Annotated in this window: 16 protein-coding genes, 1 tRNA gene and 2 pseudogenes; 6 read left to right on the top strand and 13 right to left on the bottom strand. The window is 62.9% G+C overall.

Annotation, left to right across the window (positions count from 1 at the left end; genetic code table 11):
• Positions 1 to 29: 29 nt before the first annotated feature.
• From plsX to ACPQ6D_RS11425, 3 genes are all read left to right on the top strand, one after another.
• A complete protein-coding gene (gene plsX / locus ACPQ6D_RS11435; RefSeq protein WP_423224454.1) occupies positions 30 to 1,142 on the top strand; it encodes a phosphate acyltransferase PlsX in 1,113 nt (370 codons plus the stop codon).
• 130 nt (positions 1,143 to 1,272) lie between these two features.
• Positions 1,273 to 2,685: a beta-ketoacyl-ACP synthase II gene (gene fabF, locus ACPQ6D_RS11430; RefSeq protein ID WP_423224453.1), complete on the top strand. Its 1,413-nt coding sequence runs from the start codon at positions 1,273 to 1,275 to the stop codon at positions 2,683 to 2,685.
• 34 nt (positions 2,686 to 2,719) lie between these two features.
• Positions 2,720 to 3,427: a hypothetical protein gene (locus ACPQ6D_RS11425; RefSeq protein ID WP_423224452.1), complete on the top strand. Its 708-nt coding sequence runs from the start codon at positions 2,720 to 2,722 to the stop codon at positions 3,425 to 3,427.
• Positions 3,428 to 3,650: 223 nt separating this feature from the next.
• Here ACPQ6D_RS11425 and radC read toward each other — a convergent pair whose 3' ends face one another.
• A complete protein-coding gene (gene radC / locus ACPQ6D_RS11420; RefSeq protein ID WP_423224451.1) occupies positions 3,651 to 4,358 on the bottom strand; it encodes a RadC family protein in 708 nt (235 codons plus the stop codon).
• Positions 4,359 to 4,581: 223 nt separating this feature from the next.
• Between radC and ACPQ6D_RS11415 the strand changes: the two genes are divergently transcribed.
• Together ACPQ6D_RS11415 and ACPQ6D_RS11410 are read left to right on the top strand one after the other, a co-directional pair.
• Positions 4,582 to 5,160, top strand: coding sequence for a zinc ribbon domain-containing protein (locus ACPQ6D_RS11415; protein ID WP_423224450.1), 579 nt, complete (start codon positions 4,582 to 4,584; stop codon positions 5,158 to 5,160).
• A gap of 25 nt (positions 5,161 to 5,185) precedes the next feature.
• Positions 5,186 to 6,463, top strand: coding sequence for a DUF362 domain-containing protein (locus ACPQ6D_RS11410; RefSeq protein WP_423224449.1), 1,278 nt, complete (start codon positions 5,186 to 5,188; stop codon positions 6,461 to 6,463).
• A 73-nt stretch (positions 6,464 to 6,536) separates the two neighbouring features.
• Here ACPQ6D_RS11410 and ACPQ6D_RS11405 read toward each other — a convergent pair whose 3' ends face one another.
• From ACPQ6D_RS11405 to udk, 12 genes and pseudogenes are all read right to left on the bottom strand, one after another.
• On the bottom strand, positions 6,537 to 8,240 hold the full coding sequence (locus ACPQ6D_RS11405) for an ArnT family glycosyltransferase (RefSeq protein ID WP_423224448.1): 1,704 nt from the start codon (positions 8,238 to 8,240) through the stop codon (positions 6,537 to 6,539).
• 6 nt (positions 8,241 to 8,246) lie between these two features.
• Positions 8,247 to 9,605, bottom strand: coding sequence for a FecR family protein (locus ACPQ6D_RS11400; RefSeq protein WP_423224447.1), 1,359 nt, complete (start codon positions 9,603 to 9,605; stop codon positions 8,247 to 8,249).
• Positions 9,598 to 10,167, bottom strand: coding sequence for a tetratricopeptide repeat protein (locus ACPQ6D_RS11395; protein ID WP_423224446.1), 570 nt, complete (start codon positions 10,165 to 10,167; stop codon positions 9,598 to 9,600). The genes ACPQ6D_RS11400 and ACPQ6D_RS11395 overlap by 8 nt, the downstream gene beginning before the upstream one ends.
• A 9-nt stretch (positions 10,168 to 10,176) precedes the next feature.
• Complete coding sequence (locus ACPQ6D_RS11390; protein WP_423224445.1) at positions 10,177 to 11,247, bottom strand: HEAT repeat domain-containing protein; 1,071 nt, start codon at positions 11,245 to 11,247, stop codon at positions 10,177 to 10,179.
• Between the two features lie 3 nt (positions 11,248 to 11,250).
• Positions 11,251 to 12,303: a LysM peptidoglycan-binding domain-containing protein gene (locus ACPQ6D_RS11385; RefSeq protein ID WP_423224588.1), complete on the bottom strand. Its 1,053-nt coding sequence runs from the start codon at positions 12,301 to 12,303 to the stop codon at positions 11,251 to 11,253.
• Between the two features lie 48 nt (positions 12,304 to 12,351).
• Positions 12,352 to 12,492 (bottom strand): annotated as a pseudogene (locus ACPQ6D_RS11380) (zinc-ribbon domain-containing protein); the annotation flags it as partial.
• Positions 12,493 to 12,661: 169 nt separating this feature from the next.
• A complete protein-coding gene (locus ACPQ6D_RS11375; protein ID WP_423224444.1) occupies positions 12,662 to 13,474 on the bottom strand; it encodes an isopentenyl phosphate kinase in 813 nt (270 codons plus the stop codon).
• A gap of 4 nt (positions 13,475 to 13,478) precedes the next feature.
• Positions 13,479 to 13,904, bottom strand: a complete 426-nt coding sequence (locus tag ACPQ6D_RS11370; protein ID WP_423224443.1) for a DUF126 domain-containing protein — start codon at positions 13,902 to 13,904, stop codon at positions 13,479 to 13,481.
• Complete coding sequence (gene selA, locus ACPQ6D_RS11365; protein WP_423224442.1) at positions 13,901 to 15,337, bottom strand: L-seryl-tRNA(Sec) selenium transferase; 1,437 nt, start codon at positions 15,335 to 15,337, stop codon at positions 13,901 to 13,903. Before selA ends, ACPQ6D_RS11370 begins: the two co-directional genes overlap by 4 nt.
• A gap of 89 nt (positions 15,338 to 15,426) precedes the next feature.
• Positions 15,427 to 15,500: transfer RNA gene (locus ACPQ6D_RS11360), tRNA-Val, on the bottom strand.
• A gap of 174 nt (positions 15,501 to 15,674) precedes the next feature.
• Positions 15,675 to 16,097: a GAF domain-containing protein gene (locus tag ACPQ6D_RS11355; protein ID WP_423224582.1), complete on the bottom strand. Its 423-nt coding sequence runs from the start codon at positions 16,095 to 16,097 to the stop codon at positions 15,675 to 15,677.
• Positions 16,098 to 16,178: 81 nt separating this feature from the next.
• Positions 16,179 to 16,814: pseudogene (gene udk / locus ACPQ6D_RS11350) on the bottom strand (uridine kinase); the annotation flags it as partial.
• A gap of 779 nt (positions 16,815 to 17,593) precedes the next feature.
• Here udk and ACPQ6D_RS11345 point away from each other — a divergent pair.
• Positions 17,594 to 18,994: a hypothetical protein gene (locus ACPQ6D_RS11345; protein WP_423224441.1), complete on the top strand. Its 1,401-nt coding sequence runs from the start codon at positions 17,594 to 17,596 to the stop codon at positions 18,992 to 18,994.
• The last annotated feature ends 1,821 nt before the right edge of the window (positions 18,995 to 20,815 follow it).

Genomic DNA, 20,815 nt, shown 5'->3' with positions numbered 1-20,815 from the left:
GCCGTCCACGCGGGTTATAGGAGAAGATCGTGAAAATTGCGTTCGATGTCATGGGCGGCGACCATGCGCCGGCTGTTACGGTCGCTGGCGCGGTGCAGGCCGCACGTGAGTTTGGGATCGAGATCATCCTGGTTGGCCCGGAAGACATCACGCGGCGCGAGTTGGCGAAGCACAAGGTGGATGGGCTGACGCTGACAGTGGTGCACGCCAGCCAGGTGATTGAAATGACTGATCATCCGGCCACGGCGGCGCGCGGCAAGCGCGACTCGACGATGGCTGTCGGCGCGGCGATGGTGAAACGGGGCGAGGCAGATGCCTTTGTGACCTGCGGCAACACTGGCGGCGCGCTGGCGACGGGGCTGTTCGTCCTCGGTCGCATCAAGGGCATCAAGCGCCCCGCACTGACGACGCTCTTTCCAAGCGGCGCCGGTTTCTGCCTGTTGCTCGACATCGGCGCCAACACCGAAGTCAAGCCGGAGTACCTGCACCAGTTTGCCGTGATGGGCAGCCTGTATGCGCAGCAGGTGTTTCATATCGAGCGTCCACGGGTCGCGATTGTGTCCAACGGTGAAGAGGAAGGCAAGGGCAGTGAACTGGTCAAGGAAACCGTGCCGCTCCTCAAAGCCGACAGCGGCCTCAACTTTGTCGGCAACGTGGAAGGCAAAGACATTGTGGCTGGCGTGGCCGATGTGGTCGTCACCGACGGATTCACAGGCAATGTGATCATCAAGTTCGGCGAAGGCATCGTCAAGCTGCTGCTCACGTCGGTGCGGCGTGAACTGCAGGCCAATCTGCTGCGCAATGTGGCGCTGGGCGTCCTGCCAACGGCGGCGCTGGCTGCCTACACGGCGCAGAGCGTGCCCGAGTTTCTGCTGCGCCTGGTGCTTGGACTGGCGGCCGCGCTGGCCCTGCCTGCGGCGCTGCTAGTTCCTGGCCTGCGCAAGGTTGCTCGCCAGCTCGATTACACCGAATACGGGGCCGCGCCGTTGCTGGGTTTGGATGGCCTGCTGCTCGTAGGTCATGGGCGGTCCAATGCCAAGGCGGTGCGCGGCGCCTTGCGTACGGCCAAACAGGCGGTCGAAAACAATACCCTGGAAACGATTCGCGCCGGCGTCCAGGCGCGCATCGTGGGCGAGGAATGATCGCGGACAGCAAGACAACCCGGCGCCCCACGCGGCTTGCTGCGCGCACATGCAGTTTCGAGAGACCCGGTTTCGGCGCGAGACCGGGTCTCAACATCCCATCTAGAGTGCTGTCATAGAAGGAAAACCGATGAGTTCGACGTTACGTCAACAAGTGAGCCGTCTTTCCGCGCCCGTGCGCGCGGCCCTCTTACGGCTGCTGGCCGATGATTTGCCCAGCGATCAGTTGCACGATCAGCCCCCCGTGGATGACCAGACCCTGCAAGCCGCGCTGGTCTCTTTGGGTGAGCAGCCTGAAGTGCGCCCGCGCGTCGTCATCACCGGCCTCGGTGCGCTGACGCCGTTGGGCAGCACGGCGCCATCCTCCTGGAAAGCCATGGTCGCCGGCCGTTCCGGCGTCGGTCGTGTGACCCTGTTCGATGCCAGCGCGTACCCATGCCAGATTGCGGCCGAAATCAAGGGCTTCGACCCCATCGCGGCCGGGGTGCCGCCGAAAGATGCCAGGCGGATGGCGCGCTGCTCGCAGATTACGCTGGCCGCCGGCGCCGAAGCCCTGCGCGATGCTAACCTTCACTGGGATGACGAGCAAGCCGCGCACGTGGGCGTCTGCATGGGCACCGGCCTGGGTGGTTTCGACATCGCAGAGGATCTCTTCCGCCTGCTGATCACGCAAGGCCCCGGTCGCATGAAGCCGCACATGGTGACAGCGACCTTGCCCAACATGCCTGCCTTTCACCTCAGCCAGACCTTCAACTGCAAAGGCCCGCTCTCGACCGTAGTCACAGCGTGCGCGGCCGGCACACAGGCCATCGGCGAAGCGACGGAGATGATTCGCCGCGGCGCAGCCGATGTGATGCTGGCGGGCGGCGTCGAGGCGCTGATCGGCCATACCTTCTTCAGCGGCTTCACCGCGATGCGCGCCATTTCGCTGCGCAACGACGAACCAAAGCGCGCCAGCCGCCCCTTCGACGCAGACCGTGACGGTTTCGTGATCGGCGAAGGCGCTGGCATTATGGTGTTGGAACGCTTGGAGCACGCGCTCAAACGCGGCGCGCACATCTATGCGGAAGTGCTGGGACAATCGGCGAGCGCGGACGCGTATCACGTCGCCGCGCCGCAGCCTGAAGGAGCCGGCGCCGCCCGGGCCATGGCCGCAGCCCTGGCCGATGCCGGTCTGCAGCCGCGCGACGTTGATTATATCAACGCCCACGGCACCTCGACGCCCATCGGCGACCCGACAGAGACGCGGGCCATCAAGCAGGTGTTTGGCGAACACGCCTACGACCTGGCGATCAGCTCGACCAAGTCCATGATCGGCCACACCTTTGGCGCGGCTGGCGCCATCGAAGCGATGGCTTGTGTCTACAGCGTGGTCAACAACCTGATTCATCCCACGATCAACCTGGAGACCCCGGATCCCCAGTGCGATCTGGATTACGTTCCCAATGTCGCCCGCTTTAGTCCCGTGCGCGTGGCGCTGTCGAATTCGTTTGGATTGGGCGGGCAAAACGCATGCCTCGTCATTGGAAAATACGCTGCGTAGCCTGTCCATCACTCGTTAAGGATCATGACACCAGATGCAAGTCTATACGAATCAAAAATACATTCAACGCCGCGCCACGATCGGCAAATGGACGACCGGCGTGGCGCTCGTGGTGCTGCTGGCAGGCAGCATCATCTCCTTCATGAGCAATACCGCCCTGCTGCCTGTGGCCCTGGCCTGCCTGCTGCTCGGCTTCGTGGGCGCCAATGTCGGTTCTTTCTATATGCGGCGCTTTGTGCGCAAACCGCGGCCCGATGAGGTGATTGCCAGCAGCCTGAAGGGCCTCGATGATCGCTATGAGTTCTTTGCCTGGCACTTGCCTGCGCCCAATGTGCTGCTCTGCCCGGCCGGCCTGTTTGTCTTTGTCACGCGTGACCAGGAAGGCAAGATCACTGTCACCAAGAACAACTGGAAACAGCCTTTCAGTATCGTGCGGCTGTTCACCGCCTTCTCGCAGGAGGCCTTGGGCAATCCAGCCCGCGAAGTGATGGAAGAAGTGGGACGCGTGAAGCAGTGGATCAAGCAGGTCAAGCCTGATCTCGAAATCGAGCCGCAGCCAGTGGTTGTTTTCGTCTCAAACAAGACAGAGCTGACACTGAATGACGCGTCTGTGCCGGTGATTTTCGCCAAGGATCTCAAGGATTACCTGCGTAAGCAGATCCAGGCAAAAACCGGGCGCATGACCGAGCCCGCGCGCAAACAATTGAGCCAGATGTTCACCTCGGCCGAAGCCAAGCGCTGAACCTGAGGATCTGAGTCAAGACAAAAAGCCGGGTTTCTCCCCAGAAGCCCGGCTCTTTTGCAGCCGCCGCACCTTCTCAGGCATCCTGCGCCGACCACGGCCGCCGAATGAATTCGGGCCGCAAGGGCGTTCCGCCGCGCGTCTACGTAGGTAAACGCGCGGCGGAACGCCCATCAGGCGCGATTTCTTGCTACGGCGCGCCGACTGAATAGTTCCCAGCCGCCTAGAACCCCAGCCCACGCTCTTTCATGCTGACGAAGCGCTGCTGGCCGATGACCACATGATCCAGCACATCAATGTCGAGCAGTTTGCCCGCCTCTACGATGGCGCGCGTGACGCGCACGTCCTCCGGCGAAGGCGCCGGGTCGCCGCTCGGATGATTGTGCGCCACGATCATGGCCGCCGCATTGGCCTTGATGGCATGGCGAAATAGCTCGCCGATACGCACCGCGGCTGAGTTGAGCGAGCCTTGGTAGATCACCGGGATGCCGAGCACGGTGTTGCGGGTATCGAGCAGGATGGTGCGCAGTTGCTCTTGTTCCAGGAGGCTCATCTCCGCCATGAGCAGTTCGGCCGCCTCGGCCGGTGAGCGCACCTGGGGTCGGTCCAACGGCGATGCGACGAGCAGCCGCTTGCCTAACTCCAGCGCCGCCTTGAGCTGGGTCACTTTGGCAGGGCCAAGAGCTTTTTCCTGGCACAGCTCATCGAAGCTGGCGCGCGCCAGCCCAGGCAAACCGCCGTACTTGCCGAGCAGGCGCTGCGCCACGTGCAGGACGCTCTCGCCCTCGGTGCCCACGCGCAGCAGGATGGCAATCAGTTCGGATGAGGCCAGCGCGCCGGCGCCGTAATGCTGCAAACGCTCGCGCGGACGCTCGTTGGCGGGCATGTTGCGAATCAGAAGGGTGTACTCAACCGTTGCAGACTCAGACATGGGTCAGCCTTTCTTTTCAAGGGTGCGTTGGCGACCACGCACGACAGAACCTGGGCGTATACGCTCGGCCTAACGAAATGAGCGCCGCCGCGTTCGCGGTGGATTTGTAACTACTGCGCCCAATGCGACGTTATTTCAGGCAGTTTGCGCGCGGGCTTTGCCCAAACGGGTAGATTAGGGTATAATCGCCCGATTAGTTGAAATTGCTTGAGGAGACTGTTGAATGTCGTCTGATTTGTTGAATACTATCGGCACAGTCCTGCAGACTGTGGTGGCCGTTTTTGGCGCCTTATTGGCGGCCTTCTGGATTGCCCTCGTCATCTGGACATTTCGAGACATGCGCGCCCGCTCGCGTGACCTTCTTGCCACGCTCCTGGCTTCGCTGCTCGTTGTGCTGTTTGGTCCGGTGGGACTGGGGCTTTACCTGCTCCTGCGCCCGCGTGACACGTTGGCGGAACAGTATGAGCGCATGCTTGAAGAAGAGGCCCTGCTGCGCGACATGGAGGAACAGCCGGTCTGCAGCAACTGCCAGCACAAGACACAGCCAGACTGGATGTTGTGCCCACATTGCACGACGCAGCTGCGCCGGCCTTGCCCATCGTGCGGCCGCTTGCTTGATCTGAACTGGCAGATTTGCCCGTACTGCGCGCAGGCGCCCACAGCCGCGCCCACAACGCCTGAAATCGCGGCGCCTTCCCCGCAGCTGGCGCTGCCTACGATGGATGATGGACGCTGGGCCAAGCCCTCCACAGGCCCCACGCAGTCATCTCAGCTCAGACCAGACCAATCCATACCGCGTTGAAAGAATAGAGACGAAGAAAACAAGCATGAGTAAAAGTAAAGTTGCCATTCTAACGACCACGCCCGCCACCGTCCTGGCTGACTATCATCGGCTGATGAACTTGGCTGGCTACCAGGATGTGATTGCGAAGGACGCCGATACGGCGCTGAAGGTCAACATCTCCTGGCATTTCTTCTATCCCGGCAGTTCCACCACTCCCTGGCAGCTTGAAGGCGTGATCCGCGCCATGAAGCAGGATGGCTACGACCCCAACCTGATGCACGCCTGTCACAACCGCACCGTGGTGATTGATGCGCACATGGGCGAACGCGAGAACAAGCAGATCAACGTCGTGGAAGCCCACAATCTGCGCAACGTTCACCTGTACGAAGGTGAGGAGTGGATCAACGTGCGCGACGCGGTCGGCGACCTGGCGAACCAATTCTTGGTGCTCAACGATGTCTATCCGCGTGGATTCAACATTCCCAAACGATTCATCGGCGAGAACATCATTCACCTGCCCACGGTCAAGACGCACATCTTCACGACCACCACGGGCGCGATGAAAAACGCCTTTGGCGGCCTGCTCAACGAACGTCGTCACTGGACGCATCCGGTCATCCATGAAACGCTGGTGGACTTGCTGATGATTCAGAAGAAAATTCACCGCGGCGTCTTTGCGGTCATGGACGGCACGTTTGCCGGCGACGGGCCTGGCCCACGCTGCATGATCCCGTACGCCAAGAATGTCATTCTGGCGAGCGATGACCAGGTGGCCATTGATGCCATTGCCGCCAAACTGATGGGCATTGATCCGCTTTCTATCAAGTTCATTCGCCTGGCGCACGAGTTGGGGCTGGGCTGCGGTGATCCGCGTGACATCGAGATTGTGGGCGACCTGGCGGCTGCGCAGCAAAACTGGCACTTCGACGGTCCGTTCAAGAAAATGACCTTTGCCTCGCGTATGCAGCACAAGATTTACTGGGGACCGCTGAAGAAGCCGATCGAATGGTCATTGAAGACAGTGCTGGCGCCGTGGTCCTACCTGGCGTCGGTAATCTACCACGACTCCTTCTGGTACCCATTCCTGGGTAAGAAGAAGATGGCCGAGGCGCTGGAGAGCGATTGGGGCCATCTGTTCCGCAATTGGGAAACCGTACAGCCCGATGCCCTGGGCTACCCGCAAGTGGGCCAGACCGCGGCTGAACTCAAGCGCACGGGCCTGGCTGCCTTCTGGCGATCGTTCGGCATTCTGTGGACCGCATTCAAGGAAGCGCCCGAAATCGCCGCCAGTCGTCGCACCCATGCGGCCGTGCACGATTAGCGATCGCACGGCAGGGAATTTGATTCGCATCGCTGAGGCAGAAGGTCGAACGCTTGCTCGCGCCGCCTTCACCTCACGGTGCGGCGGTCAGGCGCACTAGTTCCAGGGCGGGGCGCCCGCTGCGCTCTCGGAACAGCGCCAGCGATTCAACGCGGCGCCCTTGCGCGACGGCCAGGGCCTCCAATTCCTCGCGGCGCCCTTCAAACACGGTGAACTCCGGCGTGTGCAGAAGATAGACCGTGTTCGCATCGGCCACGAAAGGTGCCAGGCGACGGGCAAACTCAGCGTCTGGGCGATCAAGACGGGCATAGCCAAAAGCTTCGATCGGCGCCACGCGGCCCTGCGTCAGGAAAGCCACCGGCGCATCAATACCCCAATCCAACACAATCGGCGCATTGATTTCCTCGGCTTCCAGATACGCGGCAAGCCGATAGGTGACGTCCGAGTGCGCCGCATAGCCTCCGCTGCGCGCCAGGATGGCGTGGTACTGTAAGGTGTCCCAGGCGTCGAATCCACCCCATGCCAGAAGCGCGACAAAAACGAGCAGCGCCGGCCGGCGGCCATGCTGCGCCAGCAGGTCGGCGGCGGCGGCGCCTAGCAGCGGCAGCAACGGCAGCAGCAGGGCAAAATGCGTGATGAACAAGTCAGACACGGTGAAACAGCTCTGTACGACGACCAGCGCAGTCAGCAGCGTCAAGCCAAGCATACGGCGCCACTGAGTTGGGGCCGACCTGCTGAGCTGCCGCAGCCAGGCCGGAGCCGACCGGTCGTCCTGACCCGGCTTCGGCGCCTCGTATGCCAGATAGACCTCGAATCCAACCAGGGCCGCGGCGGCCAGCAGCGCGGCCAGCGCCCACGGCGCTGCCGGATTGGCGTACACTTCGCCCAGATACCAGAAATGATGCCCTTGCAGGAGAATGACGAGCTGTTCGATCCGCTGCGTCAGGTTGGCCGCGAAATTGGCATTGCTGACGCCGTAGTATGAGGTGCCGAGGTTGCCGACAATACTCGCCACGGTGCCGCCGGTTTGCAGGTTGAAGAGCAGGAGCGGCCACACGCCGACGAGGAAAGCCAGCGCGGCGCCAGCCACTAGCCGGCTCGGCCGCTGGCTATGACCGCGCGACCGCCAACGGCTCCGCAGCCAACCAATCGCCGCCAGCGCCAGCATCGCGCCGATACCCCAGATGAAGAGCAGTTTGGCCCAAACGCCCAGACCCCACAGCAACCCCGTCAGCCACAACCAGCGCGCTTGACGCGTCTGTCGCCAGCGTTGGGCGATCCAGAGGCTGGCGAAAAACAGGGTGACGGTGACATTGGTGACAAGAATGCCCTGGCGGCTCCAAAAGACAAACGACGGGTTGACGGCCAGCAGGAGGACGGCCAGGCCGGCCGTGCGCCGATTGAACGCGGTCGCGGCAAATACGTAAAGGAAAACCAGCGTCAGCCCAGCGCAGAGGATGGGCAAGCTGCGCAGGGCCGGCACACTGACGCCGCCCAGCGCCAGGAACGGCAGCGCCAGGTATACATTGAGCGCGCCGATGTAATCTTGCACCATGATGGGCAGCGTCAGGCCAAAGAGGTGCAGCCCTGCGCCGCGAAAGAGGGTCAGCGGCTGGCCGCGTAAGAGCTGCATGGCATTCAGCCCGGCCTCTTTGGCTTCATCATAGTGGAGGCCAGGCAGATCGAGCTGATAGGCGGCGCAGAGGAAGAAGATCAGCAGCGCCAGCGCGAGGGGCGCCCACCCACGTGCGCGGCGCCCAAGTTCAGCCTTCATCATGCGCGTTCAACGCACCAGCAGTTCGGCTTCAGACACCAGGCTTTCAAAATTGTAGCCAGAGGCGTAGAACCGAATCCAGTTGACGTGCGACGGCCGGGTGTCTTTGAGAAGTTCGATCAGGTTGGGCGATTCATAGGCATACCAGACGCCGCGCGGAATTTTCTGCACATTGCGCAGCGGCCAGGGTCGTGTGGCGTCGAGATCAAGGTAATAAAAACCAGAAGTCCACAGGCGCTCTGTGCCATAAATGTCATTGTAGCTAATTTGAACCGCCAACGGGAACTCAGAGCTTTGCATTCCCGCGCCTTGCAGGCTCTGGAATACCAACTGCACGTAGAAGGTGACATTGAGCGCGTCATAATCGCGTACATCTACGTTGAGATTCTGACGAATTTCCGTCTCGGCATGAACGCCCTCCTGACCGCGGCGTGCGAAGAGAACAGCCTGGCGGCCATCGCGCGCAATCAACTCCACGGAACCGATGCCAACATTCTGCTGTGCATCTTCGCGCACATCCACAAAGCTCTTGACGGTCCAGTCATCCAGGCTGGTGGAGAAGCTGCCATTCGCCAGCAGGTCCTGTTCCACCGATTGGGGCGCGCCAGGCGCCTGACCGGCGGCGATGCGCGTGCGCTCGCCCGCGGGCACCACGATGACCTGGCCGGCGGCGGTCACGGTCGCTTCTCCGCCACGCGTGGTCACCTGCGTCTCTTCATTACGCACTTCAACCGAATAATTGCCATCGGGTAGGCGCGCCGAGCCGTGAGGAGTCTCCACCACGACAGTAAGCGGCCGCTCGCTGCGGCGCGACGGGCTGACGCGAATCCGGCCATGTTCCAGGTAGAGGGTCAGGCGGTCAGCTTCGCTGCTGTAACCAAAACGCGGCACACGCGCCGTGGTCAGCAGAAACGAGGCGTTGTTGTAGAGAGTGATGGTCGCCAGCGAATCTTGCCCCTGTTCATCAGCGTAGAAAGTCAAAATGGCGCTGGACTTTTCGTCGGTTGCCACACGCTGGTCTTCACTGACGACCGCGTGGGACACCACGGCTTGGGTATCGCGCGTCTTGATGGAGGTCACCAATACGGCGCCATCAATGACATTGAGGTCTAGCGGGCGGGGATCGGAGGCATAGAGCAGAAAACTGCGGCCAGCCAGAGGCGCGGCAATGGCCAGCGAGCAGCAAAGCACAAACGCCGTCACCATGACGATCCAGGCCATGCGCGCCGGGTTGCTGCGAAACCGCCGCACACCCCAGCCAGTCACCTCGTTGGATGCGGAAATGCGCCGGCCGCCGCTGACCGGTCCGGCCGGCTCAGGCGCAGCCTCTGGAGCAGGCGCGTGATCGTGCGAAGTGAAGTTAGTCATTGCCGATCGGCGGTTGCTCCATCTCGTCGCCCGCCTGCAAACGCTTCAACCACTGGCGGGCATCGCGATCTTGAGGGTTGATTTCCAGCGCCCGATAGAAATGTGCGCAGGCGCGCGTGATCTCGCCGCGATCCTTGTAGATCAGGCCCAGGTTGTAATGCACATTGTGCAGATCGGGGTCAATTTGCACTGCTTTCTCGAATGCGGCAATAGCCTGATCCTGCGTGGTCTGCGTCGAGAGTTCGAGGCGTCCGAGGTAGGCGGCGCCCAGGTTGGTCCAAATCATGGCGTTGTTTGGTTCCAACTCCGCGGCGCGCTCTAAGATCGGCACAGCCTGGCGGTACTTACGCTGCATGATGTAGGCGCCGCCCAGGTTGATCGCGACCGCAATGTTGTCTGGCGCTAACTGCAGCGCCTCACGCAGCGGGGCAAGGGCCTCGCCGGGGCGCTGGCTTGCCAGGAGTCGCGCGCCCTGGTTCAGAAGGTCAATCACGCGGGCCGCTGCATCCGGCGCGGCGGACGAAGGCTGCGGCCGGTGAGGCTGATTGGTGGTTGCCATCATGTGCTCCATTTAGTGCGTATCGTCATCGTCTTCGTCAAAATCGGCCTCAGCGAAATCGTCGTCATCGAGATCATCATCGAAGTCAGGGTCGAACTCGTCATCGAAGTCACGGTCGAACTCGTCGTCCTCCTCGTCTCGTTCATCTTCCGGTTCATCGTCATCATGCACCGCGACACCAATGCCGTTGAAATCAAGCATCTCCAACGCCTCGACCGCATAGGGACGCAGGTCTTCGTCGTCGCTGTTGATGACCAATTGCAGCGCCTTGCGCGCGGTTCGCCCCCCAATCGCGCCCAGGGCGTGCACAGCCGCGCGCCGCGTGGCAACATCAGGGTCTTGCAGCAGCATGAGGAGGCGTGGAATCGCGGTGGTCAACTCAAGCTCGCCCGCGGCGTAGGCGGCCGCCGCCCGTTTGGCCGATGAGTGGCTCTCAAGCTCGCGGCGCACGTAGGGGTTCCAAAGGCTGTCCGCGCTGTTGCCCATCGCGCGCAAGGCGCTGGCCTGCATCAGTTCATCCTCATCGTCATAGGCATCGCGGATCAATGCACGCACGCGCTTATCGCTAGAAAAGCCGATCGTCTCAAGCGCCGCCTGCTTAACGCTGTCGGCCTCGGTTTCCGCGGTCAGCGCAGCCAAGAGGGTTTCCACGGCGTAGGCTGCGGCCGCGTTCGGAATCTCTTCGTACTCACCGAGCAACACGAACCGTCCCAGGGCTTCGGCAGCCGCCGCGCGCACCCGCTCATCAGGGTCTGTCCGCAAGAGGTGGATGAAGCGCTGCATTAAAGGCTCGTCGTCGTCTTCCCAGAGCCCTTCAATCGCCGCATAGCGCACCACGGGATCAGCATCGCCCAACGCCCACGAAAAAATGGCCGTGTAGTCAGCTTCGATGTGGTCTTGAGCGTAGTCATACAGCGCAGCCATCAGCTGCTGGCGCCGCGCCAGGCTCCATTGATCCCAGGCCGCGGCGAAGAGTTCCATCTCGCTGCGGCTCAAGTCAGAAAGGCCGACGAAGACTTTTTTCAAAAACGCGCCGGGTTCGTGCTCGATCAACTCCAGCGCCTGTGTCAGATTCTTATCCATAAGCTAATTCCATAAAAACTCGCGTGTCTCGCTGGCGGGACTGATGCGTTGGATGGCGGTCACGCGACCGGCGCTGTCAACCGTGACGCTGACCATGGTTACACGCCAGCTGTAGCGACGCCCCGTTTCTTGCTCAGCCTGTCCATACAGCAGGTTTGAGACGCGCCAGCCGGTTGTCGTTGTCACCTCTGATGCGCGCCAGTCAAAATTCCCACCCACGCGGTAGCCAATCTCCAGGAGATAGGCGACCGCGTCAGGCAGCGCGCCGGCTGATTGCCAGTTCAGGAGGATGATGGCATCGTCGCCGTTGTAAGCGCTGCCAGAAGCGGGCCCGGTGAGAATGGGTGCGCTCATTTGCACACTGGCGGTGCTGGTGGCGCGCACCGTAGGCGTTGCCCTGGGAACAGGGGTTTCACTGGCGCCTGGCGCCGCGCCGGCGACCAGAATGACCTGCCCCACGCGCAACCGGCTGGGATTGAGACCAGGATTGAGCGCCAGCAAGGATGCCACAGTGGTATCGAAGCGCTGGGCAATGGCAGCCAGAGTGTCGCCCGCGCGAATGGTGTAGCTAACCGTGCCCAGCGGGGTGCTGACTGGCGTCGGCGTCGCAGGCGCACGCGTAGGCGTGTTCGTGGCCGGGACCTTCGTTGGCGTCGCCGGCGCACGCGTGGGCGTGTTCGTGGCCGGAATTGTTGTTGGCGTCGCCGGCGTTGTTGGGGTCGGCGTCACGGTGGGGGCAGGCGTTCCAGTAGGCGTCGCGGTGACTGTCGGCGTGGGGGGTGTCAGCGTTTGTGTTTCGGTGACAACCGTAATCGCCGCAACGGTCGGCGTGTTCTCCTCCCCGACTGGCGTTGTCCCCTCGATCTCCTGGGTTGGCGTGGCGTCGGCCTGTGCATCCTGCGAAGATGTCGGCGCCGGTTGCGCCGGCGTATTCGTGGACGTGGGGAAGATCGTTGTGGGCGCAAGCGCCGACAGAACCTCGCCGACGCTGCCGATGTTGACGCGACTGATCAGAAAAACTGCGGCGAGTACGCCCAGGATACCCAATCCCATCATCTGCCACGAGATTGGCAGCCCGGGTTTCAAATTGCGCCCACAGTGCGGACATACCTGCAGCGCTGCATGGCTGCGCCTGCCGCACGCTCGACAGCGCACGGTCGTCGCGGCGCGCGGCTGAGGAGTGCCGCACACAGGGCAGACGCCCACGCCGCGCCGTAAGGGGGTGCCACAATGCCTACATTGCATGAAGACTTTTTGCCTCGGAACTGGTCTGCGGGCAACAATCCGACGATCGGATCGGTCGTTTGGCAGTCTTTCTTACGATCTAGCGACCGGAAGACGTCGCCGCGCCCAAATCATTATACACGCTCGGCTTGGGCGCGCAAGGATTGAAGCGCCGGGAAGAAACGTCGCACTAGCGGTCGCGCAACAAGGTGCCGATGGCGCTCTGCGGCTGCAAGAGCAAAGCCTGCAAGGCGCCCGCTTGTTCGCCGCTGAAAAAGCGTACTTGCAGGCCGGGCAGTTCCTGCACGAGCGCGCTCATGGCTCGCACCTTGCTGGCCATGCCGCCAGTGACGTCGGTGGCATGGGAACCGGTCAGCCCGCCAGCCAGACGCGTCAAGCCAGCTGCGGTGATGAGCGGCAGCGGCCGCGCCGCCGGGTCAGCCAACGGATCGCGTTCATACACGCCATTGACCATACCTGCCAGCAGGATGAACGAGGGCCGCAAGCGCCGCGCCAACCAGGCAAAAACCTCCTCGGTGGAGACGATGGTTCCCCCGCGCGCCTCATCCAGGGCCACATCACCGTAAATCAACGGCGCCAGGCCATGCGCCAGCGCCGTGGTGATGGGACGGTCGGCCAGGGTCATCAGTTCCCCGTCGCGACAAAGGGCGCTGGCCGAAGGCGCCAGGCTCCACACCGGCACACCCGCGGCGCCAAACGCATCCGCCACCAGACGGTTGAGTTGGGCCGCGACGCGCGATACCTCGGCGAAACCGCGCCACGCGGCCGCCGTCGTGACGCCGGCGCGCGTCTGAAAGCGCTGCGCGGGGATATGCCCAAAGGAACCGCTGCCATGGCCGAGGAGCAAGGCTAGATCGGGCGCCTGCGCCAACGCGGTTGCACATTCCTGCGCCAGGCGTTCAATCACGGCCAGCCGCGGCGTCATCGGCGTCCGTTTATCGGTGATGAGCGAACCGCCCAACTTGAGAAAGATAAGGCGCACGCGCTTAGCCCCGTTCAATCGTCACGACGCCGCCGTCCACACACACGCGATCGCCGCTGGAAATCAGGTCTACGTCTATTTGATCTACCATTGGTATGTCGCCAATGATTGCGCCGACGGCGACGATAGCCTCGCTCTCGCGGTTGATCATGGCCGCAGGGGCCTTACCCGCTTTGGACAGGCGCAAAATCGTGTACGAGCCGACGGTGCTGCCTTTGCCCGTAGGAAAAACCAACACGCGGCCGGCCACACACTCGCCGCGCAAAGGATGATTCGGCTCGATGATGATGCCGGTGTCCGGATCAACGCCGCCCAGGAACCCGATGGGTGCGGGGGAAACCAGGGCAACGCCAGCCGCTTGGCCGGCCCGAATCACTCGCCCATGCAGGGTGAGCGGCGCGGCGGCAGCAGACACAGAGTCATGGTTCATGATAGCAACGCCTTTGCAATGGCTGAGAGCAGGGCTTCATCTTGTTCTGCCAGCACCGTGCGCGCATCGAACAGCGCCTGCTGCCCGGCCACCCGCGCCACCACAGGTGGACTGCCTTGGCGCAGCCTCTCGATCAGGCCGGGCGTCAGCGGTACGGCCAACGCAACGCTGTCCAATGTCTCCCCGGGCAGGGAACCGCCGCCTACCGTGCTCGCGACCTCGACGGCGCTGGCCTGGATGCCGATTGCGGTCAACGTCTGAAGCCAGCTTTCAACGCGCGCACGCAGATCAACCGGCCGTGCGGCGATCATTTGCCACACAGGCAGCGCGGTCAGCGCATCGCCGCGCAGATAGTGCAGCAGTGTGGCGTTGAGCGCGGCCAGCGTCATCTTCCCGACGCGCAGCGCCCGCGCCAGGGGATGGCTGCGCAGGCGCGCGATCAACTCCGCGCGGCCCACGATCAACCCCGCCTGCGGGCCGCCCATCAGCTTGTCCCCGCTAAAAGTAATGAGGTCGGCCCCGGCCGCCACGCTGGCCTGCACGGTTGGTTCAGGCGACAAGCCAAACAGCGTCGTATCCAGGAGCGTGCCGCTGCCCAGGTCATCCACCACGAGCAGGCCCTGGCTGTGCGCCAGGCTGACCAGGTCGGCCAGGCCTACTTCCGCCGTAAAGCCAAGCTGGCGAAAGTTGGAAAAATGGACGCGCATGAGCGCGGCGGTTTGCAGCGTGACGGCCTGCGCATAATCGCGCAGGTGGGTGCGATTGGTGGTGCCTACTTCGACCAGGCGCGCGCCGCTGGCGCGCAGCACATCAGGAATCCGAAAACCGCCGCCGATCTCGACCAGTTGGCCGCGTGAGATAACAACCTCGCGGCCCACTGCCACCGCGCTGAGGACAAGAAAAACGGCCGCAGCATTGTTATTGACCACCAAGGCCGCCTCGGCCCCTGTCAGGCGAGCCAACAGTTGTGTGGCGTGATCGTAACGCGAGCCGCGCGCGCCCGCGGCCAGGTCATATTCCAGGTTGGTGTAGCCAGCGGTGAGGGTCGTCAACGCCGCGCGCGCCGACTGACATAACGGCGCGCGCCCCAGGTTGGTGTGGATGATGACGCCCGTGGCATTGATGACTGGCAGCAGGCTGGGCCGCGTGGCTGTGAGCATGTGATCTTCAGTCTGCTGAACCAGCACAGAGAAAGCCGGGCAGGCTGCGCCCTGTTGGATCGCCAGGCGCGCCTGGTCCAACACCTGACGGACAGCGATAAGCGCCTGTGCGTGCCCCGCCTGCGCCGCGAGATCAGCGGCCAACGCATGCAGCAGACGATCCGCCGACGGCAAACGGCGCAATTCCTCTCCTACCGCCAACACTTCCTCCATACCGACATCGAGCGGCTCAGGCTGCGGCCGCAGTGCAAAGTCTCCCAGCGCAGCGTGCAACTGGGCCGCAGGCTGGCCTCGCCTGCCTGCTCAAATAAACACGCCGCCGGAACAACACCGACGGCCTTCGCGTAAGCATCCCTATGAGGTGGGCGACACAGGACTCGAACCTGTGACATCTTCCTTGTAAGGGAAGCGCTCTAACCAACTGAGCTAGCCGCCCACAGACAACAAAATTTTACTCGAATAACCGGCGCCTGTCAAAACGTTCTCTCATTCGCCCGCAGTTCCATCAGCACAGGCAGCCCTGTGTGGACGCCCATTGGGTTTTGACCGTAGAGGGCATCAGGAACGCTTGGAATTCTGCTGATTCAGCCCGCGCCGCGGGCGGCGCAGCCTAGGCCCGCGTGCTCAAACGACCACGGGCGATGGCGGCCGCGGCGTAGGTCGCCAGGATGCCGGCAATTGCCATGTCGTCTGGGCCAAAGGGCCGCGGGCGGCGAAAATTGAAGAAAATGACGCCTACCGGCGTCTCACCCTGCTGCAGGCGCATCCCCACAAACGCGTGCGTACCGCTGGCCTGGAAATGGGCCGTCTGCACCAGCTCGGGCTGCAGATCGTTCGTCGCATCCGGAACGACCACCGTACCATGCCCGATGACATAGGCGCTGAGACCCTGGCGCCGGGGCTGGGTCATCTCTCCGTCGCCAGCCGGCCAGGTGGCCGAGAACTCAGCCGGCGGCAGGAATTCGCCCTGGCTGGCGTTGTACTGGTGCAGTGTCACCGTGTCGGCCAACAGTTCCTGCGCGGCCAGGCGCACAATGTCATTCTTCACACTGGCGGGGTCCGCGGCCAGCAGCGCAGCGCCAATTTGCTGCAAAGCATCCAGTCGCGCGCTCAGGATGCGGGCGCGCACATGACCAGCCACAGTTTCGAGCGCATGGCTCTGCGTGGTCTCGCCAGAGACAATAAAATCGGCGAAGCGCTTGCTCGGCTCCACAAACTGATCATGCATGGGGCGCACGGTTTGGCGGTATTGGGCAATGACCGATTCGATGGTGCGCCCGCGCTCAGCCACATCGCGTTCGATGCGCCGCAGCAAACGTTCATCCGCGCTGAGATCCACAAAAATCTTCAGGTCATACAGCGCACGCAATTCCTCGGCCGCCAGGGCCAGAATACCATCCACGATGATCACATCGCACGGCTCCACCAACCGCGTCGCCGCCAGTCGCGTGCAAGACACAAAATCGTACATCGGCACCTGCACCGCTTCCCCGCGCCGCAATTGGCGCAGGTGGTCGGCCAAGAGCGGCGTGTCCAGGGAGTCCGGGTGATCGAAATTGGTTGTTTGCAGGCGCTCGGCCAGGGGAACGTGGCTCAAATCCTTGTAATACGAATCGTAGGCAATGATGACCACCCGACTGGGACCCACCGTACGCACGATGGTGTTCGTCATGGTCGTTTTGCCGGAGGCCGTACCCCCGGCAATCCCAATCACATACGGACGGTGAGAAATCGTAGACAAAGCAGACATCACGCAACTTACCTCCGCTTCCGCCTGGGGGAAAGACCGCCTCCTCTGCGCTCGTTTCTCGGCCAAGAGGACGGCTGATACCGTACCATAGCACAGCGCGCCCGCTAAGTCAACCTGCGCGATGGTGTGTGATATTTATCATTAGAGACTTTCCGAGTGATCCTGTGTTATATCCCCTTGCACGCGCGCCGACGCCTGGAGCTCGGCGTTTTCCCAGATGACAGATTGCGCACAATAGCTGCATCTGTGTCTAGCGTCAGAGGGCTATCGGGTGCATTTCAAATTGGGGGCGTAGCCCCGGAGGGGCTTGCACCTCGTAGCCGGATGGCCTTTGGCCTCCGGCGGGGTTGGAGGCCACATGGCGTGCGCGCAACCAACGCCGCCCGACCGTGAACGGATCGGGCTACAAGGTGAAAGGCCCTACCGGGCCTGACAGCCTGGCAGGGGCTTGCATCTCGTACCGGACGCATTTCAGGCTCGCGGCGTAGCTCCCGGCGCTTTGGCTACTGCCAAAGTCGCCAGGGTGAGCTATGCAGGGGTTGCAGCGATTTCCATCGCCCGACGCGCCCCCATTCTGAAATGCACCCAGGGCTATCCGTGTCGGCCCATGGAGCAAGCAAGTCAGCGCACAACCGTGGATGGAACTGGTGCGCAAGCCGCCGGCTTGCCTCCGTGGCGCCGCAATCGGCGGATTGCGGCACAGGGCTATTTTCAGGCCAGCAGATCATGATAGCCAGCCATGAGGCTGGCGCTGAGCAATTTATGCAGAGGAGAATCACGTGATGAAACAGTACAACACCCGGTTTCTTGACCATCTCAAGCAGACAGGCGCGCCGTTCAACGACGCCGACCCCAAATACGGCGTACGCATTCAGCCGGCCGACATTGCGGCCGGCGAGACCTACTGGCGCGCCGTCGGCGTTCATCATCTGACGCCCGAAGAAAATCAGTTCAACCATCACGTCTACATCGAGGCGCTGGACGAAAGCGGTCAGCGCGTCGCGGGGCCGCCTGCATGGGCCGGCTGGACATGGGAAGGCCGCCAGCCCCATGAGGAAGCGCGGCCTCAGCCGCTGGACAAAGGCGCCAATGAGCCGGCCGGCAACATCCCCGTGGATAAGGGCCAGGTGCTCTCGATCTGGATCGCCGGGCAGAGCGCCAACGCCGCGGACAAAAGCGACCGCGTGGTCAATCTGCACAGCGCGCATCCAGATGAGCGCGCCGCCAACGGCGAGTTGTGGAATTCAGTCTTCCATCATTCGTTCTACGTGGTTTTCCAGCGCACGCGCAAAGCCGCAGGGACTGGCGCACCGCCGCCGCCACCTCCTCCGCCGCCGCAGCAGCCTCCACAGCCGCCGCCGCCCGCCAACCCGCTGCCCGCAGGCGCGACCGTGCAGTTCCGGGCTGAGCCGAGCGCGATCAAGCCAGGCGAATCGGCCACGCTCCGTTGGGACGTGAAAGGGGTAGGCAAGGTTTTTCTGGAAGTGCAGGGCGGCACAGCGCATGAATCGCACACCGTTGCGCCGACGGCGACTACCACCTACCTGTTGCGCGTTTTCCTGCCCGACGGCAGCCGTCATGACTTCCCCGCAACGGTGAAGGTCGAGGCAGGGGGGACGCCGCCGCAGCCGCCGCGCAACCCGCCCGCAACCACGCGGCCGCCGACTGTCAGCCTGACGGCAGACAACGTGGCGCGACTGCGCACCTACCCGCGGCCGCCCAACGACAACGGCCTCGGCCTGCACTTTCACACCGATTTGCGCGACGAGTTCATCGAACGCACGATTGGGCGTCTCAAGACGATTCGCGTCACCTGGACGTTGATTCACGCGCTGGACGAGCTGCAGGCCGAGCGCGCAGCGCGCGCCTGCTTCCGCGCCGGCATCATGCCCGTGGTGCGCATCGGCAAAGCGATTGACGACAACGTGGATGCTGCCACGTATGTCGAGGCGCTGCGCAAGGCCCTGGCTGGCAGCGGTTTCGCGCACGACCCAGCCAGCCGCCGTTTATGTGCAGATTTTCAGCAGAGCCGAGGGCGATCGCGATGGCGCAACCTGGAACGATCCGTCGGTTGGGCAGAACCTTCCGGGCAAAACTGGAGCGCGCGGCCGTGCGCGTCTTCGACGCCGGCAGTCCAGGCATCCAGGTGCTGGACCGGCCAGGCTTCGACACCGCGGTAATGCTATCGCCAGCATGAATCGGGACATTTGACGCGCACGCCTTCTTGCGCATCACAACTACGGCGAGAACCATCCGCCGGCCTATCCCTACGATGCGCAACCGGGCCGACAAACCGGGATGTACGATCATGGACGACTTCTGTGCGTCAAATTCCTGGCGCATGCCTTTGGATGAAAGAGCGGCTCAGTTTGTCTTGCCGCCGATCGGCGGCAGAGCGGATGGCTCCCGGCGGCGAACAGGGACAGGCGGTATCCCAAAATCAGACGCCGCTGCGCGCGGTACACCAAAGAGATGTTCAGTGGATGCGCACCGGCGTCCTCGCCAACGACGAACCGCTCCCCGACTACTTGCTCAGCATCCGCGTGGGTGGCAGGCTCCTGGTCTTCCGTAGAACTGTTGGGACAACTCCCTGATGCTGGACGGCAAACTGACGCAGACCATCGAAGCCGTGCAGAGCATTCCGCCGTTCAGTGCGCAAGTTTAGCTGGGAGAGTGAGATCATGACCAATAAACTGGGATTTTACCTGCACAGCTTCGGGATCGGTGAACACAAGGAGACCTGTTCCCGAGGCCATCGGCGACATCCAGCCGCCGGTAATGCTGATCCATCCTGGGATCCAGGTGGATCAACTGCGCCGCATGGCCGAAACCGGTCCATCATCGGTCGTATGGACTACGCTGTGCCAGGGCCAGGCGGCCAGGTCGAAGATCCGCTCGACGACTGGCTGAATCGGACAAAGGCGATCCGGAAAGTCGGGGAAACGATTTCGCCAGACACATCCCTGAACGATAATTTGGGGCCGCGAAGAAGAGAATGGCCGGCTGCAAATTGACGCCTGGATCAGCCTGAACGAGCCAGTGCAGCCCAGCGTCCAGGGATTTCCAGCAAGATCCCGCGGAATTGGCGCACGGCTGCGGCCTACGATGCCTTCCAGGTCGGCTGCGACAGGCTGATCGAGCACACGCATCGGAGGCCGTGGGCTTCAACTTGGCGCGGGCAGCTTTGTCACCGCCGGAATTACCCGAAATTCTCCGCGCACCCGGGCCAGTTACACCTACCTGGGCTTTCACGAGTACCGGCTGGCCCGCGCTCTCAGTGGAGTCGCGCCGACCGCTGTGTCCAGCGCCGGAACCACCTGGCCGTCGTGACCGGCATCCGCCGGTGACGGGCCGTGAATCCAGGTGTGATCCTGACCGAGGCCGGCCTGACCTTCATGCACAAATACCCCACAGAGCAGCGACCAGGGCTGGCTCTTTGTCCCACCGCCGGAGTTCGGGCTGCAGCCGCTGACGCAAGATAGATACTGGCGCTCGCTGACTGGCTCAATAACACCTGAATCGGGACAGCTTCGTAGCAGGCCTGCCTGGCGCGAGGTGGGACATGGCGACTTGGTCTCCTTCCGCCACTTCAGTCGGACAACCGCGGCAGCGCGCATTTGGATCGTGGACGCCATCGGGCAATTGGCGGCGCAAAGCCGTGAGCCGTTGCGCCCCACGCGGCATCCAACCCCAGCCGCGTGCTGCCGGCCGCGCGTCATCAGCGCCTTCGACGAGCCAGTGGGCGGCAGCCATCCGTCTGATCGGCGACAGGGATACGCCAAGGCGCCGACCCCATGCAGCCCGCACAAACGGCGCAGTACCTGGCCGACCGCTGACCGGTTGTGCCGGCACGCTGAACTGCTGGCGGGCGACAGCCAGCTCCGGCCGTCGCCGGCATCACGTGGGAGGAATTGCCGCGAAGCCTCAACCCGGCGCTGCGCCAGTCCGACGACCGGCTGTTGGCGGACTCCACCTACTATCTGCCTGAGAACCGTTGTATG

The sequence above is a fragment of the Candidatus Amarolinea aalborgensis genome, from assembly GCF_900491745.1.
Classification (GTDB): Bacteria; Chloroflexota; Anaerolineae; order SSC4; family Amarolineaceae; genus Amarolinea; species Amarolinea aalborgensis.
Note: the sequence above shows the minus strand (reverse complement) of the source record. Positions and strands in the feature narration are given on the sequence as shown.